Raw genomic sequence first — 20792 nt, 5'->3', positions numbered from 1 at the left:
TCAACAGCCCGGACCAGGCGCTTGCGCAGGTCCTGCGACAGAGGTGCCGTCATCTCCAGCCTCGCTGCTCAACAACAGCGTCGAATCAGAACCCGCGAGTCTGTGCAAGCCGGAAATGCTCTAAGATCACGAAGGCCGCCGTTGAGGCGGGTTACGGGGCGACCATCGCCGCCCTGAACGCCAACGCCGGGATCGGCTGGGCAGCTGACGCGGTCAATGCTGGCGGCATCATCGATGCTGCCAACGACAACGGCGCCGCCATGCGGGCCGCGCTGGAGATCTGCATGACGCGCAGCGACACGCAGGCCGCCGCTGCCGCCGGTCTTCAGTACGGCGCCATCGCGACGTTGCGTGATACCAGCCTTCAGGCCCTGGACGCCAACAACGCTGCCGCCGCCCGCATGCTCGACGTCCGCGACGAGAGCCGCAGGTCGGTGGATGTCCTGGGGACCGTTTCCAGCGGCGTTGGATCGATCAATCTGACCCTTCAGGGCAGCGTTCTGGACACTCTGAAGTCCATCAATTCGGCGGTTGGTGCGGTCAACAGCACCCTTCAGGGGGGCATCGACACTCGCGGCGGCGGCTCTCAGCTGCCCATCGTTACGCGGTACGACGAAGGCAGTCACACTTGGCGCGCTGAGTATGCGTCGGTTGATCTCGGCTCCAACTGGGACCCCAACAAGAAGTTCGCCCTCGGCGGGGCCTTTGATCGGGGCCGCCTCCTCAAGCACGCGATGGGAGACGCCTACACGAACAGCATCGTCAGCAGCCCTACCTTCTTCGGGTCGGCTGATGGACGGATGAACGTGATGGGCGAAGCCGGGCCTGAGGCCATCATGCCGCTTACGCGCGCGGCCGATGGAAGCCTTGGCGTCAGGGCGGTCCTGCCCCCGCCGGTCATGATCGGGGGTGCCCCTAGCGATAGCGACCCTTCGGCTCCCGAAATACGGTTTCTCCGGAAGGAAGTGGCCAGCCTGCGCGAGGCCTTGGTTGAGGTTGGCCGGGCGCAGCTGGGCGAGGCTCAGCGGATCGCGGAAGGCGTGGAGCGCGGGGCCGATGCCTCTGAGTCCAGTGCCTCGACGGCGCGCAGTCAGATGATGCGGGCGAAGGCGGCTTAACCCGCGCGCTCCAGTTTTCGAAGTGGCCAAGTCCGTCGTGGAGTTAGGGTATTCGCCTCAACAGTCCCGAGATGAATTGCTTGATCTGGGCCGCTATGGTTGATTGTTCCCGATGCGCCGAAGCGCCTGAAGGATAAAGATGACGGAGAGCTGGAAGGAACTTGTAACTATTCCCAGTTTGAATGCATTGACCATGGGGATTCTGGGTTTCTTGGCCGCATGGGTCATGAAACACATACTTGACAGAACAGCGTTGCCTCTTTTTATAGATTATCTTTCGCGCACCACGAAGAAGGGGGCAATGATCCGAGCGACCGACGTCGTTAGGGACTTCTACTGGAATCTAGAGATGGCGGACAACCCTAAGCAACTCGCAGTCGCTACTCACGGAACAGTTTTGAAAACAGTTGTCGTAGGCATCTTATCTCTTCTCGTAGTTGATGCGCTTGGGAGAATAGCCGATATAGCAGCATCTCTGATCGGCGTATGCTTCTGCTCACTATTCGTACTGATTCTTCAAATGGTTCACCGAAATCATATGACGCTAATAAGGCTCACACGTGGTCACGTAGAAGCCGTAAAGGCGGAGAGCTTGGCCAGGGCCTCAAAAATCCTTCGCGGGGCGAAGATCCCTGATCCGGAGATTGCTGAAATTTTGGCACGGTTAGTCGCATCGGGAGAAGCGAGGCATCGGCAGTTGCTGTTGCTAGCGTCTGACGTTCGCTTTTCTTCCCCTACTACTGGCGTTGATGTCGAATGAGCCTTCAGTGCCTTCTTCTCTACTACCGGCAGTAATTCCGAGAGACGCCCGCTGACCCTCTTCCTCTACTACCGGCAGTAATTCCACACGGCCCAGGAGAGTCCTGAAGGCGCCTCCAGCGGCTTGCCGCCTTCGGGCTAGGTTGGGGGATGGCCAACGCCGCAGGCCGCCCGAAGAAGGGCAAGACCGATCTGTGGAAACGCTGCGCCGAGATGTACCGGCGCAAGCACGGCGGTCGGTAAGCGTCATGAGACCGCCTTCGGGCGGTCTTTTGAATCTAGCTTACGGAGTAACCTCATGGCGCCCACTCTGGCACCAACCACGACGACTAAAGTACTTTACTCGGTGGAAGCCGGGCAGGCGGCTTGGACCCGCATCCAGGCCAGCGCCAAGATGCTTTGCGAAGATTGGCGAGACGTCGGAGGGGCCGTCCTCATTGGACGTCGCGCCGAGGTAAGCGACAAGCGCTTCGGGCAGTGGTGCCAAAAGAATGGATTCGGGAACCTCAAGCCGAGGTATCGAAGCGACGCTATGTGGCTGGCGGAAAACTGGGAGCTACTCGGAGATTTTCTCCGGGTAGAGACCGGGCTGAACCACCCCCAAGCCATTCGCGCCGCCTACAACGCCTCCCTCAACCCGACCCCCGACCCGGAGGAAGGGGACGAGGAGCCCACGCCAGCCCCCATCCCCGTCGCGCAGATCATCGCAGCGACCGAGGCTGCTAACCCGCCGACCTTCACCGAGATCCCGCCCTGGAAGACCGACGAGACCGAGACCGAAGCGGCGCTTGTCCCTGCTCCTCTCTTACCAGCAGTAATTCGCCATACCCCCGGAGAGCCTCAACTCGGCACCGCGTAGCGAGACCGCTTGCGCTTCACTGTACCTCTTCTGTTCTCGAAAGTGGGCGAATTCGGGCATGGCACGCCTACAACCCGCACAAAAACAACGCTTTCGGCACCCCTTGACCTTCCCATGATAGGAATCCCCATCTGCACCGGCGAAGGAGTTCCCTCCATGCCCGTTGCCGAGACCACCCGGATCACCCTTCCCGTCGAGGGCATGCACTGCGCCGGCTGCGCGGGCCGGGTTGAGCGTGCCCTGGCCGCACTGCCCGGCGTGACGGCGGCGAGCGTGAACCTCGCGACGCGTCGCGCCACGATCGAGGGCGAGGCGATCGAGGCCGGAGCGCTGCGGGCCGCGGTGGAGGCAGCCGGCTACGCCTCACCGGAGCAGGCCACGGAGATTGCCGTGGGGGGCATGACCTGCGCCGGATGTGCGCGGCGGGTGGAGCGGCAGCTCGCAGCCCTTCCGGGGGTGAACGGCGCCTCCGTCAATTTCGCGACCGGGCGCGCGACGGTGCGCCACGCGCCGGACGCGGTGGACCGCGCGGCGCTGGAATCCGCCATCCGCGAGGCCGGCTACGAGCCGGTTGCGGAGGCGGTGCCGGGGGATCGCGCCGGCCACGGCGCGCGGGCGATTTCCGAGGAATCAGAGCTGCGGCGGGACGCGCTGGTCGCGGCCGCCCTCGCCGTGCCGTTGTTCCTGGTGGAGATGGGCGGGCACCTGCTGCCGGCGGTCCACGACGCGATTGGCGGCGTTTGGAACTGGGTCCAGTTCGCGCTGGCCAGTGCCGTGGTCTTCGGGCCGGGGCTGCGCTTTCACCGGGTCGGCTGGCCCGCGCTGTTCCGGGGCGCGCCGGAGATGAACAGCCTCGTCGCGCTCGGCACGTTGGCGGCCTGGGCCTACTCCGCCGCGGTGATGCTGGCGCCCGGACTGCTGCCGGAGGGGAGCCGGCACGTCTATTTCGAGGCCTCGGCCGTCATCGTCGCGCTCGTACTGCTCGGGCGGTGGATGGAGGCGCGGTCCCGCGGGCGGGCCTCGGCAGCGATCCGGCGGCTGCTGGACCTTCAGCCGGCGGTCGCGCGGGTGGAGCGCGGCGGGCAGGAGGTGGAGGTGCCCGCCTCCGGCCTGCGCACGGGCGACGTGATGCGCCTGCGGCCGGGCGAACGCGTGCCGACCGACGCGGTGGTTCTGGAGGGCGAGAGCCACATCGACGAATCCATGGTCACGGGCGAGTCCGTGCCCGTCCGCCGCACCGCGGGCGATGTGGTGGTGGGCGGCACGGTGAACGGCGCCGGCGCGCTGCGCCTGCGGGCCACGGCGGTCGGTTCGGGCACGGTGCTGGCGCGGATCACGCGGCTGGTTGAGGAGGCGCAGGGCGGCAAGCTGCCGATCCAGGCGCTGGCGGACCGGGTGACGCTGTGGTTCGTGCCCGCCGTGATCGGCGTGGCGGCGCTGACCTTCCTGGGATGGACTCTGCTGGGCGGCGGCGTGGCGCAGGCGCTGGTGGCGGCGGTGGCGGTTCTGATCATCGCCTGCCCCTGCGCCATGGGGCTGGCCACGCCGATTGCCGTGATGGTGGGGAGCGGGCGCGGGGCGGAGCTGGGCGTGCTGTTCCGGCGGGGCGCGGCGCTGCAGGCGCTGCAGGGCGTTTCCGTGGTGGCGATGGACAAGACGGGCACGCTGACTGAGGGCCGGCCGGCGCTGACCGACCTTGTCGCCGCGCCGGGCTTCGAGGAGACGGCGTTGCTGCCGCTGATCGCCGCCGCGGAGTCCGGCAGCGAGCATCCCGTGGCCGCCGCCATCCGCGCGGCCGCGACGGAGCGCGGCATTTCCGTTCCCATGGCAAGCGATGTCCAGGCTCTGCCCGGTATGGGGCTGCGCGCGAGCGTGGGCGGGCAACGTGTCGAGATCGGCGCGGACCGCTACATGGCCTCGCTCGGCGTCGACGTCTCGCCCTTCGCGGCGGCGGCGGCGCGGCTGGGCGAGGCTGGGCGCAGCCCGGTCTATGCGGCGGTGGACGGGCGGCTGGCAGCGATCCTGGCCGTGGCCGATCCCCTGCGTCCCTCCACCCCAGCCGCCATGTCGACGCTGCGCGGGATGGGGCTGCGGCTGGCGATGGTGAGCGGGGACAACCGGCGCACGGCCGAGGCCATCGCCCGCCCTGTGGGCATCGACGAAGTTGAGGCGGAGGTGCTGCCGGAAGAGAAGGTGGAGGCCGTGCGGCGCCTGAAGGGCCGCGGAGCGCTGGCCTTCGTCGGTGACGGGATCAATGACGCGCCCGCTCTCGCGGCGGCGGATGTCGGCATCGCGATCGGCACGGGGACGGATGTGGCGATCGAGAGCGCGGACGTCGTGCTGATGTCGGGCGACCCGCGCGGCATCGCGACCGCCATCGCGCTCAGCCGCGCCACGCTGCGCAACATCCGGCAGAACCTCTTCTGGGCCTTTGCCTATAACGTGGTGCTGATCCCCGTGGCGGTGGCCGGCTTGCTCTCCCCTGTGCTGGCGGCGGCGGCGATGGGGCTGTCCAGCGTCTTCGTCGTCGGCAATGCGCTGCGGCTGCGGGGGTTCGCGCCATGAGGATCGGGGAAGCGGCCGGCGCCACCGGCGTCTCGGCCAAGATGATCCGCCACTACGAGGCGGTGGGGCTGCTGCCTGCCGCCGCGCGGCGCGATTCCGGCTACCGCGACTACGGCGAGGCGGATGTCCACGCGCTGCGTTTCATCCGGCGCGCGCGGGACCTCGGCTTTTCCCTGTCGGAGATCGCGGGGCTGCTGGCGCTGTGGCGGGACAAGGCGCGGGCGAGCGCGGAGGTGAAGCGCCTCGCGCTCGCGCATGTGGAGGCGCTGGAGGAGAAGGCGCGCGACCTTTCCGCCATGGCCTCCACCCTGCGGCACCTGGCCGCGCACTGCCATGGCGATGCGCGGCCGGATTGCCCGATCCTGGAAGGGCTGGCGGGCGAACGGGGCTGATCTACTGGCTCAGCACCATGCTGGTGAAGGGATGCACGTAGGCCTGGAGCATCACGAAGCACCCGACGAGGCAGGCCAGCGCGATGGAGTGCCAGAAGACGAAGCGCAGGATCGATCCCTCATGCCCGAACCAGTTCGTTGCCGTCGAGGCGACGACGATGGACTGGGCGTCGATCATCTTGCCCATCACGCCGCCCGATGAATTGGCCGCGGCCATCAGCACGGGGTTCAGCCCGAGCTGCTCCGAGGTGATCTTCTGAAGGTTCCCGAAGAGGACATTGGACGCAGTGTCCGATCCCGTCAGCGCCACGCCGAGCCAGCCGAGCAGCGTGCCGAAGAAGGGATAGAGCACCCCGGTCCCCGCAAAGGCGAGGCCCAGCGTCGCGTCCAGGCCGGAGAGGCGGGTGAGCGTGCCGATGGCGAGCATCGCCGAGATGGTGATGAGCGAGAAGGCGCAGACCCGGATGGTCCGCCCGTATTCCCGGATCATCGCGCCGGGCGAGAAGCCCATGACGACGGCCGAGATGATCGCCGCGATCAGGATTCCCGTGCCGGTGAAGGACAGCCAGGTGAAGGAGAACACGGCCCCCTCCGGCGTCGGCCGCGGGGCGACGGGCGCCACTTTGGCGATCATGTTGTGCAGCTCGGGCACCGGGTAGTTCCAGGTGGCCCAGGGATTCACCGCGCCCTTGAACCAGCCCGTGCCCCAGACGAGAAGGATGACGCAGACGATGATCCAGGGGGTCACCGCGGCCCAGACCTCTTTCCGGCTCGGGCGCTCCTCATTCGCGGGCGCGCGGGGCGGCATGGTCGCCGCGGAGTCATCCCGCACGCGCAGCGCGGGCGAGAGCCACAGCTCCCTCGGGCGCCAGACCTTCATGAAGCCGATCAGGCAAGCCATGCAGATGAGCGACGCGCCGATGTCGACGATCCAGGGATTGATGTAGTTCGAGATCAGGAACTGCGGAACCGCGAAGGAGATGCCGCAGACCAGGATGGCCGGCCAGATCTGCATCATCCCGCGGAAGCCCGCGAAGGCCCAGATGAGCCAGAACGGGACGATGAGGGAGAACAGCGGCAACTGCCGCCCGACCATCGCGCCGAGAAGATAGGGGTCCATCCCCGTGACGCTGGCGAGGCCCGCAATGGGCGTGCCGAGGGCGCCGAAGGCCACTGGCGCCGTGTTCGCGATGAGCGAGAGGCCGGAGGCCGCGAGGGGCGAAAAGCCCAGCCCGATGAGGATCGCGCCCGTCACGGCGACCGGCGTGCCGAAGCCGGAAGCCCCTTCGAAGAAGGCGCCGAAGGCGAAGGCGATGAGAAGCAGCTGGAGCCGGCGATCCGGCGTGACCCCGCCGATGGCGCGCTGCAAGGTCTCGAACCGGCCGGTGGCAACGGTGAGCCGGTACATGAAGATGACGTTGAGGACGATCCAGCCGATCGGGAAGAAACCGCTGACGGCACCCAGGATCGTGGCGCGGATCGACATGCCCGCGGGCATGGTGAAGATGAGAATCGCCACGAGGTTTGCCGCCACCAGGGCGATGACGGCGGCGACATGCGCCTTCACCTTGTTCGTCGCGATCAGCACGAGCAGCATGACAACGGGGATCGCTGCGGCGATCGTCGAAAGGGCCGCATTCCCGAACGGGTTATAGACCTGGTTCCACATCGCGTTCCCTCCGGAACGGTGGTTTTCCGGCGTCGCGCGTGGCGACCGCCCGTCCCGCTCCTGGAAGGAGAGTATCGGAAAGCCAGTGTTTGGGAAGAAAAACGAATGCGCCGCGCTGGCCGGCATGGGCGGGGAAAGCCCCGCTCATCCCCGATGCCATGCCGCCTGGAAAGGACCTAAGCCAGCACAGCCACGGCCTCGATTTCCAGCAGGAAGTTGGGGCGCGGCAGCGAATAGACGATGGCGGTGGTGCGCGCGGGATACTTCCCATCCGGGAAATGCGCGGCGTAGATGCGGTTCATCTCCTCGAAGTCCTCGCGCCGCGTCAGCAGCACGTTCACCTTCACCACACGGGACCAATCGCCACCGGCCTCCTTCAGAATGCCGGTGATGCTCTTCATCACCTGCGTCATCTGCGCGGGGAAGTCGCCGATGGCGAGCTTGCCGTTCTCGTCATAGGCGGGGATGCCGGAGATGTAGAGCAGGTTGCCGCATTTCACCGCGGGCGAGAGCGGCGCGGCCACCTTGAACTGGTCGGCGGGTTGGATGTGCTCGAGCGGTGTCATGGTTTGTCCTGTTTCAGCCGGGCTGCAGGTTGGCGGCGCGGATCACCTCCGCATAGACCCCCGTGTCGCGTTGAATGCGGGTGACCAGGTCGGCGGGGCCTCCGCCGAGAATGTCCAGCCCCAACTCCTCCATCTTCGCGCGCGTGGCCGGGCGGTTAAGCGAGTCCAGCCAGGCCTTGCTCAGCCCCGCCGCTACCTCGGGCCGAGCCCCGGCGGGCATGACCACGCCGTACCAGGAATCGGAGATCACCTGCGGGAAGCCCAGCTCCGCCAGTGTCGGCACGTCCGGCAGAAGCCTGTGTCGCTGCCTGGCGACGACCGCGAGCGGCGCTACCTGCCTCTCACGGATCATCTGCAGCACGTCCGGCATGTTGGCGAAGGTGTAGTCCACCCGACCGGCAAGGAGATCCGTCATCATCTGCGGCGTGCCGCGATAGGGGACGTGCTGGGCATTCAGCCCGGCCAGCAGCTTCAGGTGCTCCATCCCCATGTGCTGGCTGGTGCCCTGGCCGTTGCTGCCGAAGGACAGGCCCTGGCCGGGCTGCCGCGCCTTCGCCAGGAACTCCTGGAAGTTCGCGGCCAGCCCGGGGTGGCACACCACCACATGCGGCATCTCCACCAGCAGCGCGAGCGGGGTGAAGTCCGCCAGCGGGTCGTAGGGCTTCGGCTTGTGCAGGTTGGGGTTCACGGTGAAGCTGTTCGCCACCACCAGCGCCGCCTGGCCGTCCGGCGGCATCGTCTTCACCGCCTGCACGGCGACAAGCGTGCCCGCGCCCGGGCGGTTCTCCACCACCACGTTCTGGCTGAGCACCGGGCCGGCGCCGTCCGCCACCAGTCGGCCGACGAGGTCGATGCTGGAGCCCGGCGGGAAGGGAACGATGAAGCGCACGGGGGCGGCGGGCTTCCAGTCCTGCGCCAGGGCCGGCCCGCCCAGAAGCGGCGCGGCCAGCAGGGCGGGCATGGCGAGGAGGGCGCGGCGGTGCATGGGAAGGGTCCTCTGGCGGGTTCGCGGCGGGAAGGTCCCGCGCCCGGTCGCAGCAGAGGGTAGCAACGCCTATGCCATGGGCGCGCGGGCTTTCGCGGGCCGGGTTGCCTGGTCCCAGAAGGCCTCCGCCGCGGCACCGAGTGCCAGGGGGCGGATCACGCGGATCTCCAGCGCCACCTCCAGCGCGGCCGGGCCGGCGCGGCGCAGGGTGCCGTCTGTCAGGTCCTCCGCCACCAGGCTCTCCGGCAGCCAGGCAATGCCGCGGCCGGTGCGCGCCATGCTTCGCAGCGTCGCGGCGTGGTGGGCGGTGAAGGCGGCGTCCAGCCTGGCCGCGATCTCCTCCGGCAGCGCCGCGGCCAGGATGCGGCCCAGGCCGGATTCACGGCTATAGGCGAGGAAGGGCAGCGCCCCCCTCCCCTCGCCGATCGCCGGCCCATCCGGCGCGGCCACAGGCACGAGACGGTCCGTGCCGACCGGGTGCGATGGGAAGCGCGCGGGATCCAGGCGGGAGGGCGCGGCCTCGTGGTGGTGGCAGAGCAGGAACTGGGCCTGGCCGCCGAGCATCAGCGCCTCGCAGGCCAGGAGGCTGTCAGAGACGAGGGAGACGGCGCCGGGCGGCGCCCCACCTTCCAGGGCCCGCAGCCAAACCGGGAAGAAGGTAAAGGACAGGACATGGGTCGCGGCGAAGCGGAGCGTGGCGCGGGCCCCTTCGGCCGCGGCGCGCGCCGCGTCGCGGCCCTCCGTCAGGCAGCGCAGCGCCTCGGCCAGCAGCGGGCGCAGCGCCTCCCCCGCCGGGGTCAGGGCGATCGGGTGCGCCTCACGGTCGAACAGCGGGGTGCCCGCCCAGTCCTCCAGGGCGCGGATCCGGCGACTGAAGGCGGGCTGGGTGACGTGGCGCAGGGTCGCGGCGCGGGAGAAGTTCCCGGTCTCCGCGAGGGCCCGGAAATCCTCGATCTGGGAGAGGTCGAGCGTCATGCCGAACCCTTATCACGCGAGGCGCGATCGGCATTGGCCCTGCCGCGCCGCACGGGGCACTGTCCGCGCCGCCAGAAGGGGAAATGCCATGCGGATCGTGGACGTGAGGGAAGTGACGGCGCCGATCGCCTCCTCCATCGCCAATGCCTATATCGACTTCAGCAAGATGACCCTCTCCCTCGTCGCCGTGGTGACGGACGTGGTGCGGGATGGGCGGACCGTGGTGGGCTACGGCTTCAACTCCAATGGCCGCTACGGCCAGGGCGGGCTGATCCGGGAGCGCTTCGCGCCGCGACTGCTGGAGGCCGATCCCAACGCCCTGCTGAACGATGCGGGCGACAACCTGGACCCGGACCGCATCTGGGCGACGCTGATGAAGAACGAGAAGCCGGGCGGCCATGGCGAGCGCTCGGTCGCCGTCGGCACCATCGACATGGCGGTGTGGGACGCGGTGGCGAAGATCGCCGGCAAGCCGCTGTTCCGGCTGCTGGCGGAACGTCACGGGCGGGAGGCGAACCCGCGCGTCTTCGTCTATGCCGCCGGCGGCTACTACTACCCGGGCAAGGGCATCGAGCAGCTGCGCGCGGAGATGCGGAGCTATCTCGACCGCGGCTATTCCGTCGTGAAGATGAAGATCGGCAACGGCGTCGCCGAGGACCGCCCGCGCATCGAAGGCGTGCTGAAGGAGCTGGACGGGAAGGCGCAGCTGGCCGTGGACGCCAATGGCCGCCTGAACCTCGAGGACGCGATCGCCTACGCCAAGATGCTCCGGGACTATCCGCTGTTCTGGTACGAGGAGGCGGGCGATCCGCTGGACTACAACCTCCAGGCCCAGCTCGCCGAGTTCTATCCGGCGCCCATGGCGACCGGCGAGAACCTCTTCAGCCACCAGGACGCGCGCAACCTCATCCGCTATGGCGGGATGCGGCCGGACCGGGACTGGTTGCAGTTCGATTGCGCCCTCTCCTACGGCCTCTGCGAGTACCAGCGCACGCTGGAGGTGCTGAAGACCGCGGGCTGGTCACCCAGCCGCTGCATCCCGCATGGCGGGCACCAGATGTCGCTGAACATCGCGGCCGGCCTGGGCCTGGGCGGGAATGAGAGCTACCCGGACCTCTTCCAGCCCTATGGCGGCTTCCCCGACGGCGTGCGGGTGGAGGATGGGCACATCACCATGCCCGACCTTCCCGGCATCGGCTTCGAGGGCAAGTCGGACCTCATCAAGGTAATGCGCGACTTGGCCGCCTGACCGGGGTGGCGCATGGCACGACCGCGGATCCGCGGCCGTGTCAGGCCGCGCGCAGGAGCCGCCTTCGCTGGAGGAGCCACCAGGCCAGCGCGGTGGGCACGCCGTAGATGATGCCCATGTCGGAGAACCGGACGGTGCTGAAGCGGTAATTCCCGGAAAACAGGCCGTGGTCGATGGCGTAGAACACGAGCCGGCCCGCGAGCGCGCCCCAGAGCACGGCGACGACGCCCACCCACCACCGGCCGGCGTGGCGGCGCAGCAGCGGCGTCGCGGGCAGGCCGAAGACGAGAAGCCCGAGCGCGACGAAGGGGATCGACAGCGTTCCGTAGCCCAGGATGATGACGGGGACGGTCCACAGCTCGGACAGGGGCACGCCCCCCATCTTGAACAGGCTTTGCACGGTGATGCCGGCATAGGCCCCGGCCATGCTGCTCAACCAGAACGCCTCGGAGGTCCGGAGGGGCTTGGGGTCCATCGCAACCGCATCCTGCAGCGCCCCTCCCGCCACCGCAACGGGCGGGACCGACCTTGAGCCGCGGGCGCGGCAGGGGCAGAACGGCGGAATGGAGGAACACCCGATGACCGATGCGCCGCCCCCTGCCCCCCAGGCCGGGACCAGCCCCGCCCCGGGCGCCGTCAGCGCCGGCGCCCTGGCCGGCATCCGGGTCATCGACCTCACCCGCGTCCTCGGCGGTCCCTACTGCACCATGATCCTCTCCGACCACGGGGCGGAGGTGATCAAGATCGAGCCGCCCCAGGGCGACGAGGTGCGCGCCTGGGGCCCGCCCTTCCAGGACGGCATCGCCAGCTACTTCCTCGGCGTGAACCGCAACAAGCGGAGCATCGCGCTGGACCTCTCCAAGCCAGAGGGACGGGAGGTCCTGCTGCGCCTGCTGGATGGCGCGGACGTGCTGATCGAGAACTACAAGCCCGGCAGCATGGAGAAGTGGGGGATCGGCTACGACACCCTCTCCCAGAAGTTCCCGCAGCTCGTGCATTGCCGCGTCTCCGGCTTCGGCGGCGAGGGACCGCTGGGCGGGCTGCCGGGCTACGACGCCATCGTGCAGGCCATGGTCGGGCTGATGTCCATCAACGGCGAGCCGGGGAGCGGGCCGCTGCGGATGGGAACGCCCGTCGTGGACCTCGCCACCGGCCTCTACTCCACCATCGGCATCCTGATGGCCCTGCAGGAGCGGGAGCGCTCCGGCCGCGGGCAGTATGTGGACATGACGCTGCACGATTGCGGCATGGCGCTGCTGCACCCGCAGGCCGCGAACCACTTCCTGAACGGCAAGCGCCCGGCGGCCACGGGCAACCCGCACCCGAACATCTCGCCCTATTCCAAGTTCCGCACGGCGACCTGCGAGATCTTCGTGGCCTGCGGGAACGATCCGGCCTGGCGCAAGTTCTGCGCCTTCCTCGGCCTGGACGATTTGGCGAAGGACCCGCGCTTTGCCACCAACGGGGACCGCGTGGTGAACCGCGCGGACCTGACCACCATCCTGGAGGCGCGGCTGGCGACGGAGGACGGGCACGCCCTCTGTGACCGCATGCTGAAGGCCGGCCTGCCCGCCGGCCCCGTGCTCTACGTGGACGAGGCCGTGGCGGCACCGCACACCAAGGCGCGCAACATGGTGGCGGAAATCGGCGAGTTCCGGGCGCTGAACACGCCCATCAAGCTCTCCCGCACGCCGGGCGGCGCGCGCGCCGTGCCGCCGCGCTTCAACGAGCACGGCGATGCAGTTCTTTCGGCGGCCGGCTACTCGGAGGAGGAGATCGCGGCGCTGAAGGAGAAGGGCATCCTGGTGGAGACGCCGCGGGGCTAGTTCGGCCCCATTCTCCGGAAGTGGCTGCTCTTCCAGCGGCCACCTCCGTCCAGCTTTCCGGGTGGGCTGAGGGCTCTCAGCCCGCCGGGGCTTCGGCCTCCGCCAGCCGCCGCGTCGCTTCCGCCCGCAGGCGGCGGTAGGAGCGTAGCGAGAGCGGGATCATGATGGCGTAGAGGATGCCGGCAGCAGCGAGGGCGGCCCAGGGCTCCGCCACCAGCAGCGCGGCGTAGGATGCGGCGCCGAGCAGCAGCGGCAGCACCACATGGCTCGGCACCTTGAAGTTCTTGAACGACCAGGTGGGCAGCGTGCTGACGAGCAGCCCCGCGACCAGCACCAGCACGACCGCCGCGAAGACGGGGTGGCGGACGGCATGTGCCGTCCGGTCCAGCCCCCAGCCCTCGAAGGCGAGGGAAGCGAAGATCGGGAACAGGGCCAACCCCGCGCCCGCCGGTGCTGGCACGCCGGTGAAGAAGCCTGGCGGGCGCGGGACGGAGCCGGGCGCCACGGGCGCGTCGATGGCCGCGTTGAAGCGCGCCAGCCGCAGCGCCATGCAGGCCGCGAAGAGGAGGCAGGGAATGAAGCCGAAGCCCCGCGCCTCATGGAGTGACCAGAGATAGAGGATGAAGGCGGGCGCGACGCCGAAGCAGAGGAAGTCCGAGAGGCTGTCGAATTCCGCCCCGAAGCGGGAGGTGGCCTGGAGCAGGCGGGCAAGCCGGCCATCCAGCCCATCGATGAAGGTGGCGACGACGATCAGCGTCACCGCCGGCTCCCAGCGGTCGTCCATGGCGAAGCGGATCGCCGTCATGCCCGCGCAGAGGCCGAGCATCGTCAGGATGTTCGGCAGCAGGCGGTTGAAGGACTGCCCGGACATGCGCGGCCGGCGCTGGCGCGCCAGGCGGAAGCGGCGGATCTCGGCCATGCCGCGCCTCAGCCGCCGGTGGGACGGGAGAGGTCGGCGAGAACCGTCTCGCCGCCGATGGTGGTCTGGCCCACCTCAACCAGCGGGCGCACGCCCTCCGGCAGGTAGAGGTCGGTGCGGCTGCCGAAGCGGATGATGCCGAAGCGGTCGCCGGCGCGGACCCGGCTGCCCTCCCTCACGTCGCAGAGGATGCGGCGGGCGATGAGGCCGGCGATCTGCACCACGGCGATGTCGCGCCCGTCCTCCATGCGGATCGCGAGGGCGTTGCGCTCGTTGTCCGTGCTCGCCTTGTCCAGCGAGGCGTTGACAAAGGCGCCGTGGCGATAGGCCACGCGGGTCACGGTTCCATCGATCGGAACGCGGTTCACGTGCACGTCCAGCACGGAGAGGAAGATCGCGACCCGCCAGCGCGGCGCGGGGCCGAGCCCTAGTTCCTCGGGCGGCACGGCCGGCTCCACCGAGACGATGTGTCCATCCGCCGGCGCGATGAAGAGGCCTGGCCGGGCGGGCGTCACCCGCTCCGGATCGCGGAAGAAGTAGAGGCAGAAGGCGGTGAAGGCCGCCCCAAGCCAGAACAGCCAGCTGCCGACGATGGCGCCGCCCAGGACCGCGACCGCGCCGCCCCCGATGAGGAAAGGGCGACCCGCCGGGTGCGGGGGGGAGAGGACGAGGCGCAGGCTGTGCCCGAGAGACATGGCGATCCGCGGAAAAATGAAGGTCCGGTTATGGTTGTTCGGACCCCACCGGACAACCCGTGCCCCTCCGCTCAGCGCGCCTCCGGCACCGCAAAGACCTGGCCGGGGTAGATGCGGGCGGGGTTGCGGATCTGGGCCTGGTTGGCGCGGAAGATCACGGTGTAGCGCATGCCGCGGCCATAGGCGTCCCGCGCGATGCGCCAGAGGTTGTGCCCGGGCTGCACCACCACCCGCCCGTCCCGGATCAGGCCGGGGGGCAGGGATTCCCGCTGGAAGGCCACCTCGATGCGCCCGGCCAGCGGCCCGGTTCCCCCGGCCGCCCCGGTGCCGAGCTGGTCCACCCGCAGGGTGTGGCGGCCCAGCTCCGGCGCCTCGGCGGGGGTCAGGCTCCAGCGGCCGGCGGGATCGGCCGTGGCATCGCCGAGATGTCGGTTGTCCGCATAGACGCGCAGCTGAGCGCCGGGCGGTGCGGTGCCGGCAAAGCGCATGGTGTTGCTGTCGTCGTAATCCACCACGTCCAGTCCCAGCGCGGCCTCTGCACCCTTCCCGGCGGGGGCGGAAAGCGGGCGCGGCGCCGCCTGCGCGGTGGGCGGTAGGAGGAGGACCAGGGGTTGCTCCGCCGCGGCGGGGGTCGCGCCGGCTGCGGCCTTGGTCGTGGGGCTCCCGGCCGGGTTGCCCGGATCGGCCCCGGCGTCATTCCCGGGCGTGGCGCCGGCGGTGCGCGCCTCGGCCGCGCGGGGCGAGGTCTCGGCCACCCGGATCTCCTCGCCCGGCGCTGAGCCGGCACGGGTCCCGGCGGGTCGCGACGCGGCCGGCACCTCGCGGGGCTGGGCGGCGGCGACCTGCCCCTCCGTGGGCGCGGGCCCGACCACGAGCACCGTATCCGGCCCGGTCATCTCGTCTCCACCGGGCAGCCGCGCGCGCAGGGACAGTTCCCGCGCACCGGCACCCAGCGGATCGGCGGGAAGGATCACCCATTCGCCGCGCGAATCCGCCCGGGCCCGGCCGATCTCGCGGCCACCTTCCAGCAGCAGGACCTCGGCGCCCGGCGCGGCGCGGCCGGCCACCACCACGGTGCCGCGGGCGCCCATCCGCACCACGTCGAAGCGCGGCGGCTCGGGGGCGCGTGCGGGCCGGGCGTCTTGCTGGGCCGGGGCCTGGATGGTTGCGGCCTGCCGCCCATCCGGCGCGGGGGATGCTGGCCGGTCAGGCGGCAGGACGTCGCGCCGCGGCGCCTCCGCGATGGACGGGGTCGAGGCGCCGGGAATGGCGGAAGGCGGCAGCGGCACCGCGCGCTCCCGCATCCCGTAGAAGGCCCCGGCCGCCAGGGCGCCGGCCAGAACCGCCGCACCGCCGACGACTCGCAGCCGCGATGCGTCTGTCATGAGGACGTAACTACGTCCGCCCGGCCGCAGATCACAAGGGCGCGCATGGTGCGCCGGGCGCGAATCCACAAGGGCGTCCCCCGCACCGTCCCAGCGCGCGCCAGGACGGCCGGAGAAAAGACCGCCCGGGGTGGCCTTGCCGTCCCTCCGGGGGGGCGCTATACGCCGCCGCCCGGACGCCGTCATGACGGAGCGTAGCTCAGCCTGGTAGAGCACTGTGTTCGGGACGCAGGGGCCGGAGGTTCGAATCCTCTCGCTCCGACCAATGACGGCTCCGAAGCCCCGCATGGCCCCGCCATGCGGGGCTTTTCGTTCCCGGCACCCGCCAGGCTCGTGGCGCATCGGCAACAGTTTTGTGACGGCAGCCGCGGCGGGCGCGACTTTTACGCGATCTCACATATCGGTTGGCACGGCCCTCGCAATAGACCGCCTCGCCACGCCATCGCGTGAGGGGGAATGAAGTCATGACGACCAGGATCGCAGCCGCGGCCGCATTCGCGCTGGGCCTGACCTTTGCCGCCGGCACTGCCGGGGCCTTCGAGCTTGAGGGAGCCGGGCTGACCGTCGGCGTCACGCCCACCGTCTCGTCCGACTACCTGTTCCGCGGCGTCAGCCAGACCCGGAACCGCCCGGCGGTGCAGGGCACGATCGACATCCAGCACACCACCGGCCTGTATGTCGGCGCCTTCGCGTCCAACGTCGCTTTCCTCGGCACCAATGCCCGGCAGGAGATCGACGCGCTGGCCGGCTGGCGGACGACCTTCGCCGGCGTCAGCCTCGATGTGGGTGGCATCGCCTACACCTACCCCGGCTACGAGCACGGGCTGGGCGCCTACGACCTGCAGTATTTCGAGCTGGCGGCGAAGGCGAGCTACGAGATCCCGAACCTGCCCGTGCCGGTGAAGGTCCTCGGCGCTTTCAACTGGTCGCCCAACTACCAGCTGGAGAGCGGCGACGGCTTCTACGTCGAGGGCGGCGTGGAGATCGGCCTGCCCTACGACCTGACGCTCGGCAGCCGCGCGGGCTACCAGTGGATCCAGAACAACGCGCGCTGGGGCTCGCCCGACTTCGCGAACTGGAACGTGACGCTGTCCTACAAGTTCTCGGACTTCGTGCTCACGGCCGGCTACTACGACACCAACCTCAACAAGCGGGAGTGCTTCGGCGGCCAGAAGATCTGCGACGCGCGCGCGATGGTCTTCCTCAGCCGCACCTTCTGAGGGGTGGGCTGATCCGGTCGGGCGGTGCGGTGCCTATTTCCGCGCCGCCCAGAGCATGAGGAGGCTGGCCGGCCAGGCCCATAGGACTCCGGCCACCGTGAAGTACAGCAGCTGGGCGGCCCAATGGCGCGGCACGAGATCGGCGAGGACCACCGCCGCCCCGATGTAGAGCAGGAAGCCCAGGATTCCGACGACGACGGCAACGGGGACGCGCGACATGCGGGCTCCCTGCCGCAATCCGGCCGGCGCGCCAAGTCCCGCGATGGGACCCGGGCGGTTTGATCCGGGGCACCCGGCCAGCATATGACGCAGGCCCACCCCGAGACGGAGCCCCGCGCGATGACCGACAGCCCCGCCGTAACGGCCCCCGACACCGGAATCGACCTGCGGCAGCACATCCGCGGCATCCCGGACTTCCCGAAGCCCGGCATCCTTTTCTACGACATCTCGACCCTGCTGCGGCACGGCCCGGCCTGGAAGGAGGCGATGCGCCAGCTCGCCGAGATCGTGCGCCCGCACCGCCCCACCCTGCTGGCCGGCATCGAGAGCCGCGGCTTCCTGGTGGCGGCCCCTCTGGCGCTGGAACTGGGCCTGGGCTTCGTCATGCTGCGCAAGCGCGGCAAGCTGCCGGGCGCCATCATCGGGCTGAACTACGCGCTGGAATACGGCACAGACCGGATCGAGATGCAGGCCGATGCGGTGAAGCCCGGGGACAGGGTGGTGATCCTGGACGACCTGCTCGCCACGGGCGGCACGCTGGCCGCCTGCATCGCCCTGCTTCGCCAGGCCGGGGCAGAGGTGCCCGCCGCCGCCGCGCTGATCGAACTCATCGGCCTGAACGGCCGCGCCCGCCTCGGAGACACCGCCTTCGACGCGCTGATCTCCTACGAGGACTAAGCCGACGGTGCCACAATCCCGCCCCAGGCACGGGTCAGCCTCCGCCCCCATGACCGCCCCGCCCGCCCTTCCCCCTTCTCCTGCGCTCCGACGGCGCGCGGCGGGGCTGGCGCTGCTCGGGCTGGCCGGGCTGCCGCGCGCGGCGCGGGCGCAGGCCGAGCAGGGGCTCACCATCCTGGTGCCCGGGCCGGAGGATGGCGGCTGCGCCCGCTGGGCGGCACGGGCCGCCGCGTCGCTGGCGCGGGGGCTGCACCGGCCGGGATCGCTGCGACTCTCCGTCGTCGGCGGGCCGGACGGGGTGACGGCGGCGAACCGCTTCGCCACGCTGGACGGGGCGGAGGGGCCGCGCCTCCTCGTCCTGCCCGGCTGGACCTGTCACGCGCGGCTGACCGGCGCCACCCGGGCGCGGTTCGAGCCGGGCACCTGGCTGCCGCTGATGGCGAGCTGGCAGGGCGCGGTGCTGGCCGGGCGCGGATCCTTGCCCGGCCGTGGCGGCGCGCCGCTGCGCGTGGCCATCCCCTCCCCCGACGCGCCGGAGGCGGCGACGCTGGCGGCGTTGGACATGCTGGGCATCGCCGCGCGGCCGGTGACGGGCGCGGCCGAGACCGCCTTCGCGGCGGGCGAGGCCGACGCGCTGATCGTCACGGGGGCGGATCCCGTGGCCCAGGCACGGGCGATCGGGGCGGTGCCGTGGTACCTGCTCTCGACCGGCGAGGGCGAGGCGACGGAGATCCCTCCCCTGCCCGGGCGAAGCCCCGAGGGTCGGGCGGTGCTGGCCGCCGCGGCCGGCCTGCAGATGCGCGCCGCACTGGTCATGCCGCCCCTGACGCCGGCGGACACGGTGGCCGCCTGGCGCCGCGCCGCGGCACGTTGGCAGGAGGAAGAGCGCGCCCAGCCGGCTGACGGGCAGCCGCTGACGGGCACCGCGGCCGGGGCCGCCTTCGCGCTGCTGAACCCGCCCGCGGACGCGACCCTGGTCTACCGGAGCTGGCTGGAGCGACGCCTGGGCTGGCGCGCGGCCTGAGGGCCTTCAGGCAAACAGCGCCAGCAGGCCTGACGTGGCACCGCTCGCCGTGCCGGAATTGGCGGACATGACGTAGCGCTCCGCCAGCCTCGTCGCCTGCTTCGGGTCGGTGAGCTTCGACAGATCCAGGCGGGAGGTGATGGCCCGAGCCTGGGTCTCCACCTCCTGGATCGCGATCGTCTGTGGCAGGCCGAGCGCGCCAGTGACAACGCGGCGCAGCACCGCGTCGCCCAGCACCTCATAGGCGCTCAGCTCCTTCCCAGTGGAGACGCGTTGCCGGAAACAGAGGGCATCCGAGATGCCGCTGGCTTGGTCGTCCTGCGACACGCGCCACTGATAGGACGTGTAGGCATCGGTCAGGGTCTTCTGCACCGTCGCGCCACGCAGCCCGTCCAGACCCTTCTTGGCGAGGTTCAGCGTGGCCGCCGCCGTCTTCCAGCGCGCATCCGTGATGGAAAGCTTTGCCGCCACGGATTTGGGATCGCTCGGGTCTGACATCAGCGCGCGCAAGGCAAGGCCGGGGCTGTCCACCGCGTCCGGAAGGCCGAGCGCGGGCAGCAGAACCGCCGTGACCCGCGGGTCCCGCAGCGCCGCCTCCACGGTCTTGGCCCTGGCGACGCCCTCCGTGAAGCGGGCGAGCGCCAGCTTCACGTCGGCCTCCTTGGCAACCTGCGTCACGCCCTTCGCCTCAGCCCCCTTCGCGCTGGCACGGCGCAGGGCAAGCAGCGCCGAGGCGGGATCAGCACCGCTGCTCCCGGCCGTGCCGCTTCCGAGGATGGCGAGAGCGAGGGAGCCCGACACGCTAGTTGTTCATGGCAAGGCCGGCGGCCATGTTCTCGTTCACCCCGATAAGGAAGGCGAGATCGGGCTCGTCCTTCTCCATCTCCCGCAGAACCGTGCGGCCGACCGAGACGATCGAGGCCCGCAGCGGCGCCGGCAGAGCGTTGGTGGGGTCGATCAGCACGCCCTCCACCGCGAGCCAGAGGCGGCGGTTGTCCGCCAGGGCGCGGATGGCGCGCAGCCCGGCCTCCGCTCCCTCCCCCTGCGCGGCGCGCAGGGCGCCGTTGACGCGGCGGAACACGTCCGCTTCCTGCTCGCGGACGGGCAGCGCGGCCCGTGTCGCGCGATAGGCCAGTGCTGGGTTGGGTTGCGGCATCATGCGGTCACCTCCTCCGGCGCAATGCGGGTGTTGGCGGGCGGGGCGATGCCGAGCACCGCCTCCTCATGCCGCATCACGCGGCGGGCGAGCTTCAGCGCGGTGTAGCAGTCGTCCTCTTCCGCCGCCGTCAGCGCCCGATCGAGCATGGCGGAGGCGAGGTTGGAGGTGGTGGCTGCCTGGAACTCGGCGATGAGCTGGCGCGCGGCCTCCAGCCCGCACTCCCTCTCCTCCTCGTTGCCGATATAGGCGGTCTGCAGGGCGAAGTAGATGCGGCGCGCCGGCGTGTCGGCGGCCTCCGGCGGCAGGATCTGCTTGCCGAACAGGAAGCGGGCCTTCGCCGTCAGTTCGATGCGCGCGCGGTTGCGGAAACGGATGGGGGCGCCGTTGACGACCATCAGGTCGCCCTGGCGGAGTTCGAGAACCAGCGTGGACACGGTCTTCGCGTTCCTTCGTGGCATGCGATGCGCGGCGCGGGCCTTGCGCGGCCGCCGCATCGCCGCCGGGTGGCAACCTGCCGCCCGGCACGATGA

22 protein-coding genes and 1 tRNA gene are annotated in these 20792 nt (G+C 70.1%); 11 read left to right on the top strand and 12 right to left on the bottom strand.

Annotation, left to right across the window (positions count from 1 at the left end; genetic code table 11):
* The 5 genes from J5Y10_RS17225 to cueR all read left to right on the top strand — a co-directional run.
* The coding region (locus J5Y10_RS17225) for a phage tail tape measure protein (protein ID WP_209375260.1) at positions 1-1118 on the top strand (1118 nt) is incomplete at its 5' end.
* Between the two features lie 139 nt (positions 1119-1257).
* Complete coding sequence (locus J5Y10_RS17220; protein WP_209375259.1) at positions 1258-1878, top strand: hypothetical protein; 621 nt, start codon at positions 1258-1260, stop codon at positions 1876-1878.
* A gap of 531 nt (positions 1879-2409) precedes the next feature.
* Positions 2410-2736, top strand: coding sequence for a hypothetical protein (locus J5Y10_RS17215; protein WP_209375258.1), 327 nt, complete (start codon positions 2410-2412; stop codon positions 2734-2736).
* 156 nt (positions 2737-2892) lie between these two features.
* Entirely contained in the window at positions 2893-5301 is a 2409-nt protein-coding gene (locus J5Y10_RS17210) for a heavy metal translocating P-type ATPase (protein WP_209375257.1), read from the top strand.
* Positions 5298-5693 (top strand): Cu(I)-responsive transcriptional regulator, encoded by a 396-nt coding sequence (cueR, locus tag J5Y10_RS17205; protein ID WP_209375256.1) that lies wholly within the window; start codon positions 5298-5300, stop codon positions 5691-5693. The genes J5Y10_RS17210 and cueR overlap by 4 nt, the downstream gene beginning before the upstream one ends.
* Position 5694: 1 nt before the next feature.
* Here cueR and J5Y10_RS17200 read toward each other — a convergent pair whose 3' ends face one another.
* From J5Y10_RS17200 to J5Y10_RS17185, 4 genes are all read right to left on the bottom strand, one after another.
* Positions 5695-7362 carry an L-lactate permease gene (locus J5Y10_RS17200; RefSeq protein ID WP_209375255.1) on the bottom strand — a complete coding sequence of 556 codons (1668 nt, stop codon included), beginning with the start codon at positions 7360-7362 and terminating at the stop codon, positions 5695-5697.
* 176 nt (positions 7363-7538) lie between these two features.
* Positions 7539-7928, bottom strand: coding sequence for a RidA family protein (locus J5Y10_RS17195; RefSeq protein ID WP_209375254.1), 390 nt, complete (start codon positions 7926-7928; stop codon positions 7539-7541).
* A 13-nt stretch (positions 7929-7941) separates the two neighbouring features.
* Complete coding sequence (locus J5Y10_RS17190; protein WP_209375253.1) at positions 7942-8913, bottom strand: Bug family tripartite tricarboxylate transporter substrate binding protein; 972 nt, start codon at positions 8911-8913, stop codon at positions 7942-7944.
* 69 nt (positions 8914-8982) lie between these two features.
* Positions 8983-9888: a LysR family transcriptional regulator gene (locus J5Y10_RS17185; protein WP_209375252.1), complete on the bottom strand. Its 906-nt coding sequence runs from the start codon at positions 9886-9888 to the stop codon at positions 8983-8985.
* A gap of 88 nt (positions 9889-9976) precedes the next feature.
* Here J5Y10_RS17185 and J5Y10_RS17180 point away from each other — a divergent pair, with 88 nt between their 5' ends.
* Positions 9977-11137 (top strand): mandelate racemase/muconate lactonizing enzyme family protein, encoded by a 1161-nt coding sequence (locus J5Y10_RS17180; RefSeq protein WP_209375251.1) that lies wholly within the window; start codon positions 9977-9979, stop codon positions 11135-11137.
* A gap of 40 nt (positions 11138-11177) precedes the next feature.
* Here J5Y10_RS17180 and J5Y10_RS17175 read toward each other — a convergent pair whose 3' ends face one another.
* The gene (locus J5Y10_RS17175; RefSeq protein ID WP_209375250.1) at positions 11178-11612 is read right to left on the bottom strand and encodes a hypothetical protein; all 435 of its coding nucleotides are present in this window, start codon (positions 11610-11612) and stop codon (positions 11178-11180) included.
* 103 nt (positions 11613-11715) lie between these two features.
* On the opposite strand from J5Y10_RS17175, the gene J5Y10_RS17170 reads away from it, so the two are divergent.
* On the top strand, positions 11716-12963 hold the full coding sequence (locus J5Y10_RS17170; protein WP_209375249.1) for a CaiB/BaiF CoA transferase family protein: 1248 nt from the start codon (positions 11716-11718) through the stop codon (positions 12961-12963).
* Positions 12964-13039: 76 nt separating this feature from the next.
* On the opposite strand, the gene J5Y10_RS17165 is transcribed toward J5Y10_RS17170, so the two are convergent.
* From J5Y10_RS17165 to J5Y10_RS28500, 3 genes are all read right to left on the bottom strand, one after another.
* Positions 13040-13882: a CDP-alcohol phosphatidyltransferase family protein gene (locus tag J5Y10_RS17165; RefSeq protein WP_209375248.1), complete on the bottom strand. Its 843-nt coding sequence runs from the start codon at positions 13880-13882 to the stop codon at positions 13040-13042.
* An 8-nt stretch (positions 13883-13890) separates the two neighbouring features.
* Complete coding sequence (locus tag J5Y10_RS17160) at positions 13891-14577, bottom strand: phosphatidylserine decarboxylase (RefSeq protein WP_209375247.1); 687 nt, start codon at positions 14575-14577, stop codon at positions 13891-13893.
* 71 nt (positions 14578-14648) lie between these two features.
* A complete protein-coding gene (locus J5Y10_RS28500) occupies positions 14649-15962 on the bottom strand; it encodes a LysM peptidoglycan-binding domain-containing protein (RefSeq protein WP_209375246.1) in 1314 nt (437 codons plus the stop codon).
* Positions 15963-16150: 188 nt separating this feature from the next.
* Between J5Y10_RS28500 and J5Y10_RS17150 the strand changes: the two genes are divergently transcribed.
* Positions 16151-16227, top strand: a tRNA-Pro gene (locus tag J5Y10_RS17150).
* 199 nt (positions 16228-16426) lie between these two features.
* Entirely contained in the window at positions 16427-17182 is a 756-nt protein-coding gene (locus tag J5Y10_RS17145) for a TorF family putative porin (RefSeq protein WP_209375245.1), read from the top strand.
* Between the two features lie 33 nt (positions 17183-17215).
* On the opposite strand, the gene J5Y10_RS17140 is transcribed toward J5Y10_RS17145, so the two are convergent.
* Complete coding sequence (locus J5Y10_RS17140; RefSeq protein WP_209375244.1) at positions 17216-17401, bottom strand: DUF2842 domain-containing protein; 186 nt, start codon at positions 17399-17401, stop codon at positions 17216-17218.
* 159 nt (positions 17402-17560) lie between these two features.
* On the opposite strand from J5Y10_RS17140, the gene J5Y10_RS17135 reads away from it, so the two are divergent.
* Together J5Y10_RS17135 and J5Y10_RS17130 are read left to right on the top strand one after the other, a co-directional pair.
* Positions 17561-18079 carry an adenine phosphoribosyltransferase gene (locus tag J5Y10_RS17135; protein WP_209375280.1) on the top strand — a complete coding sequence of 173 codons (519 nt, stop codon included), beginning with the start codon at positions 17561-17563 and terminating at the stop codon, positions 18077-18079.
* A 49-nt stretch (positions 18080-18128) separates the two neighbouring features.
* A complete protein-coding gene (locus J5Y10_RS17130) occupies positions 18129-19103 on the top strand; it encodes a hypothetical protein (RefSeq protein WP_209375243.1) in 975 nt (324 codons plus the stop codon).
* Positions 19104-19109: 6 nt separating this feature from the next.
* Here J5Y10_RS17130 and J5Y10_RS27960 read toward each other — a convergent pair whose 3' ends face one another.
* From J5Y10_RS27960 to J5Y10_RS17115, 3 genes are read right to left on the bottom strand one after another with little or no spacing between them, the layout of a single operon-like run.
* Entirely contained in the window at positions 19110-19904 is a 795-nt protein-coding gene (locus J5Y10_RS27960) for a DUF1217 domain-containing protein (protein ID WP_209375242.1), read from the bottom strand.
* Position 19905: 1 nt separating this feature from the next.
* Positions 19906-20262: a flagellar biosynthesis regulator FlaF gene (locus J5Y10_RS17120; protein ID WP_209375241.1), complete on the bottom strand. Its 357-nt coding sequence runs from the start codon at positions 20260-20262 to the stop codon at positions 19906-19908.
* Positions 20259-20696: a flagellar biosynthesis repressor FlbT gene (locus J5Y10_RS17115; RefSeq protein ID WP_209375240.1), complete on the bottom strand. Its 438-nt coding sequence runs from the start codon at positions 20694-20696 to the stop codon at positions 20259-20261. Before J5Y10_RS17115 ends, J5Y10_RS17120 begins: the two co-directional genes overlap by 4 nt.
* Between the last annotated feature and the right edge of the window lie 96 nt (positions 20697-20792).

The sequence above is a fragment of the Roseomonas indoligenes genome (assembly GCF_017813365.1).
GTDB classification, from domain to species: Bacteria; Pseudomonadota; Alphaproteobacteria; order Acetobacterales; family Acetobacteraceae; genus Roseomonas; species Roseomonas indoligenes.
The sequence above is the reverse complement of the archived record's forward strand: the minus strand, read 5'-3'. Positions and strand labels throughout refer to the sequence as shown.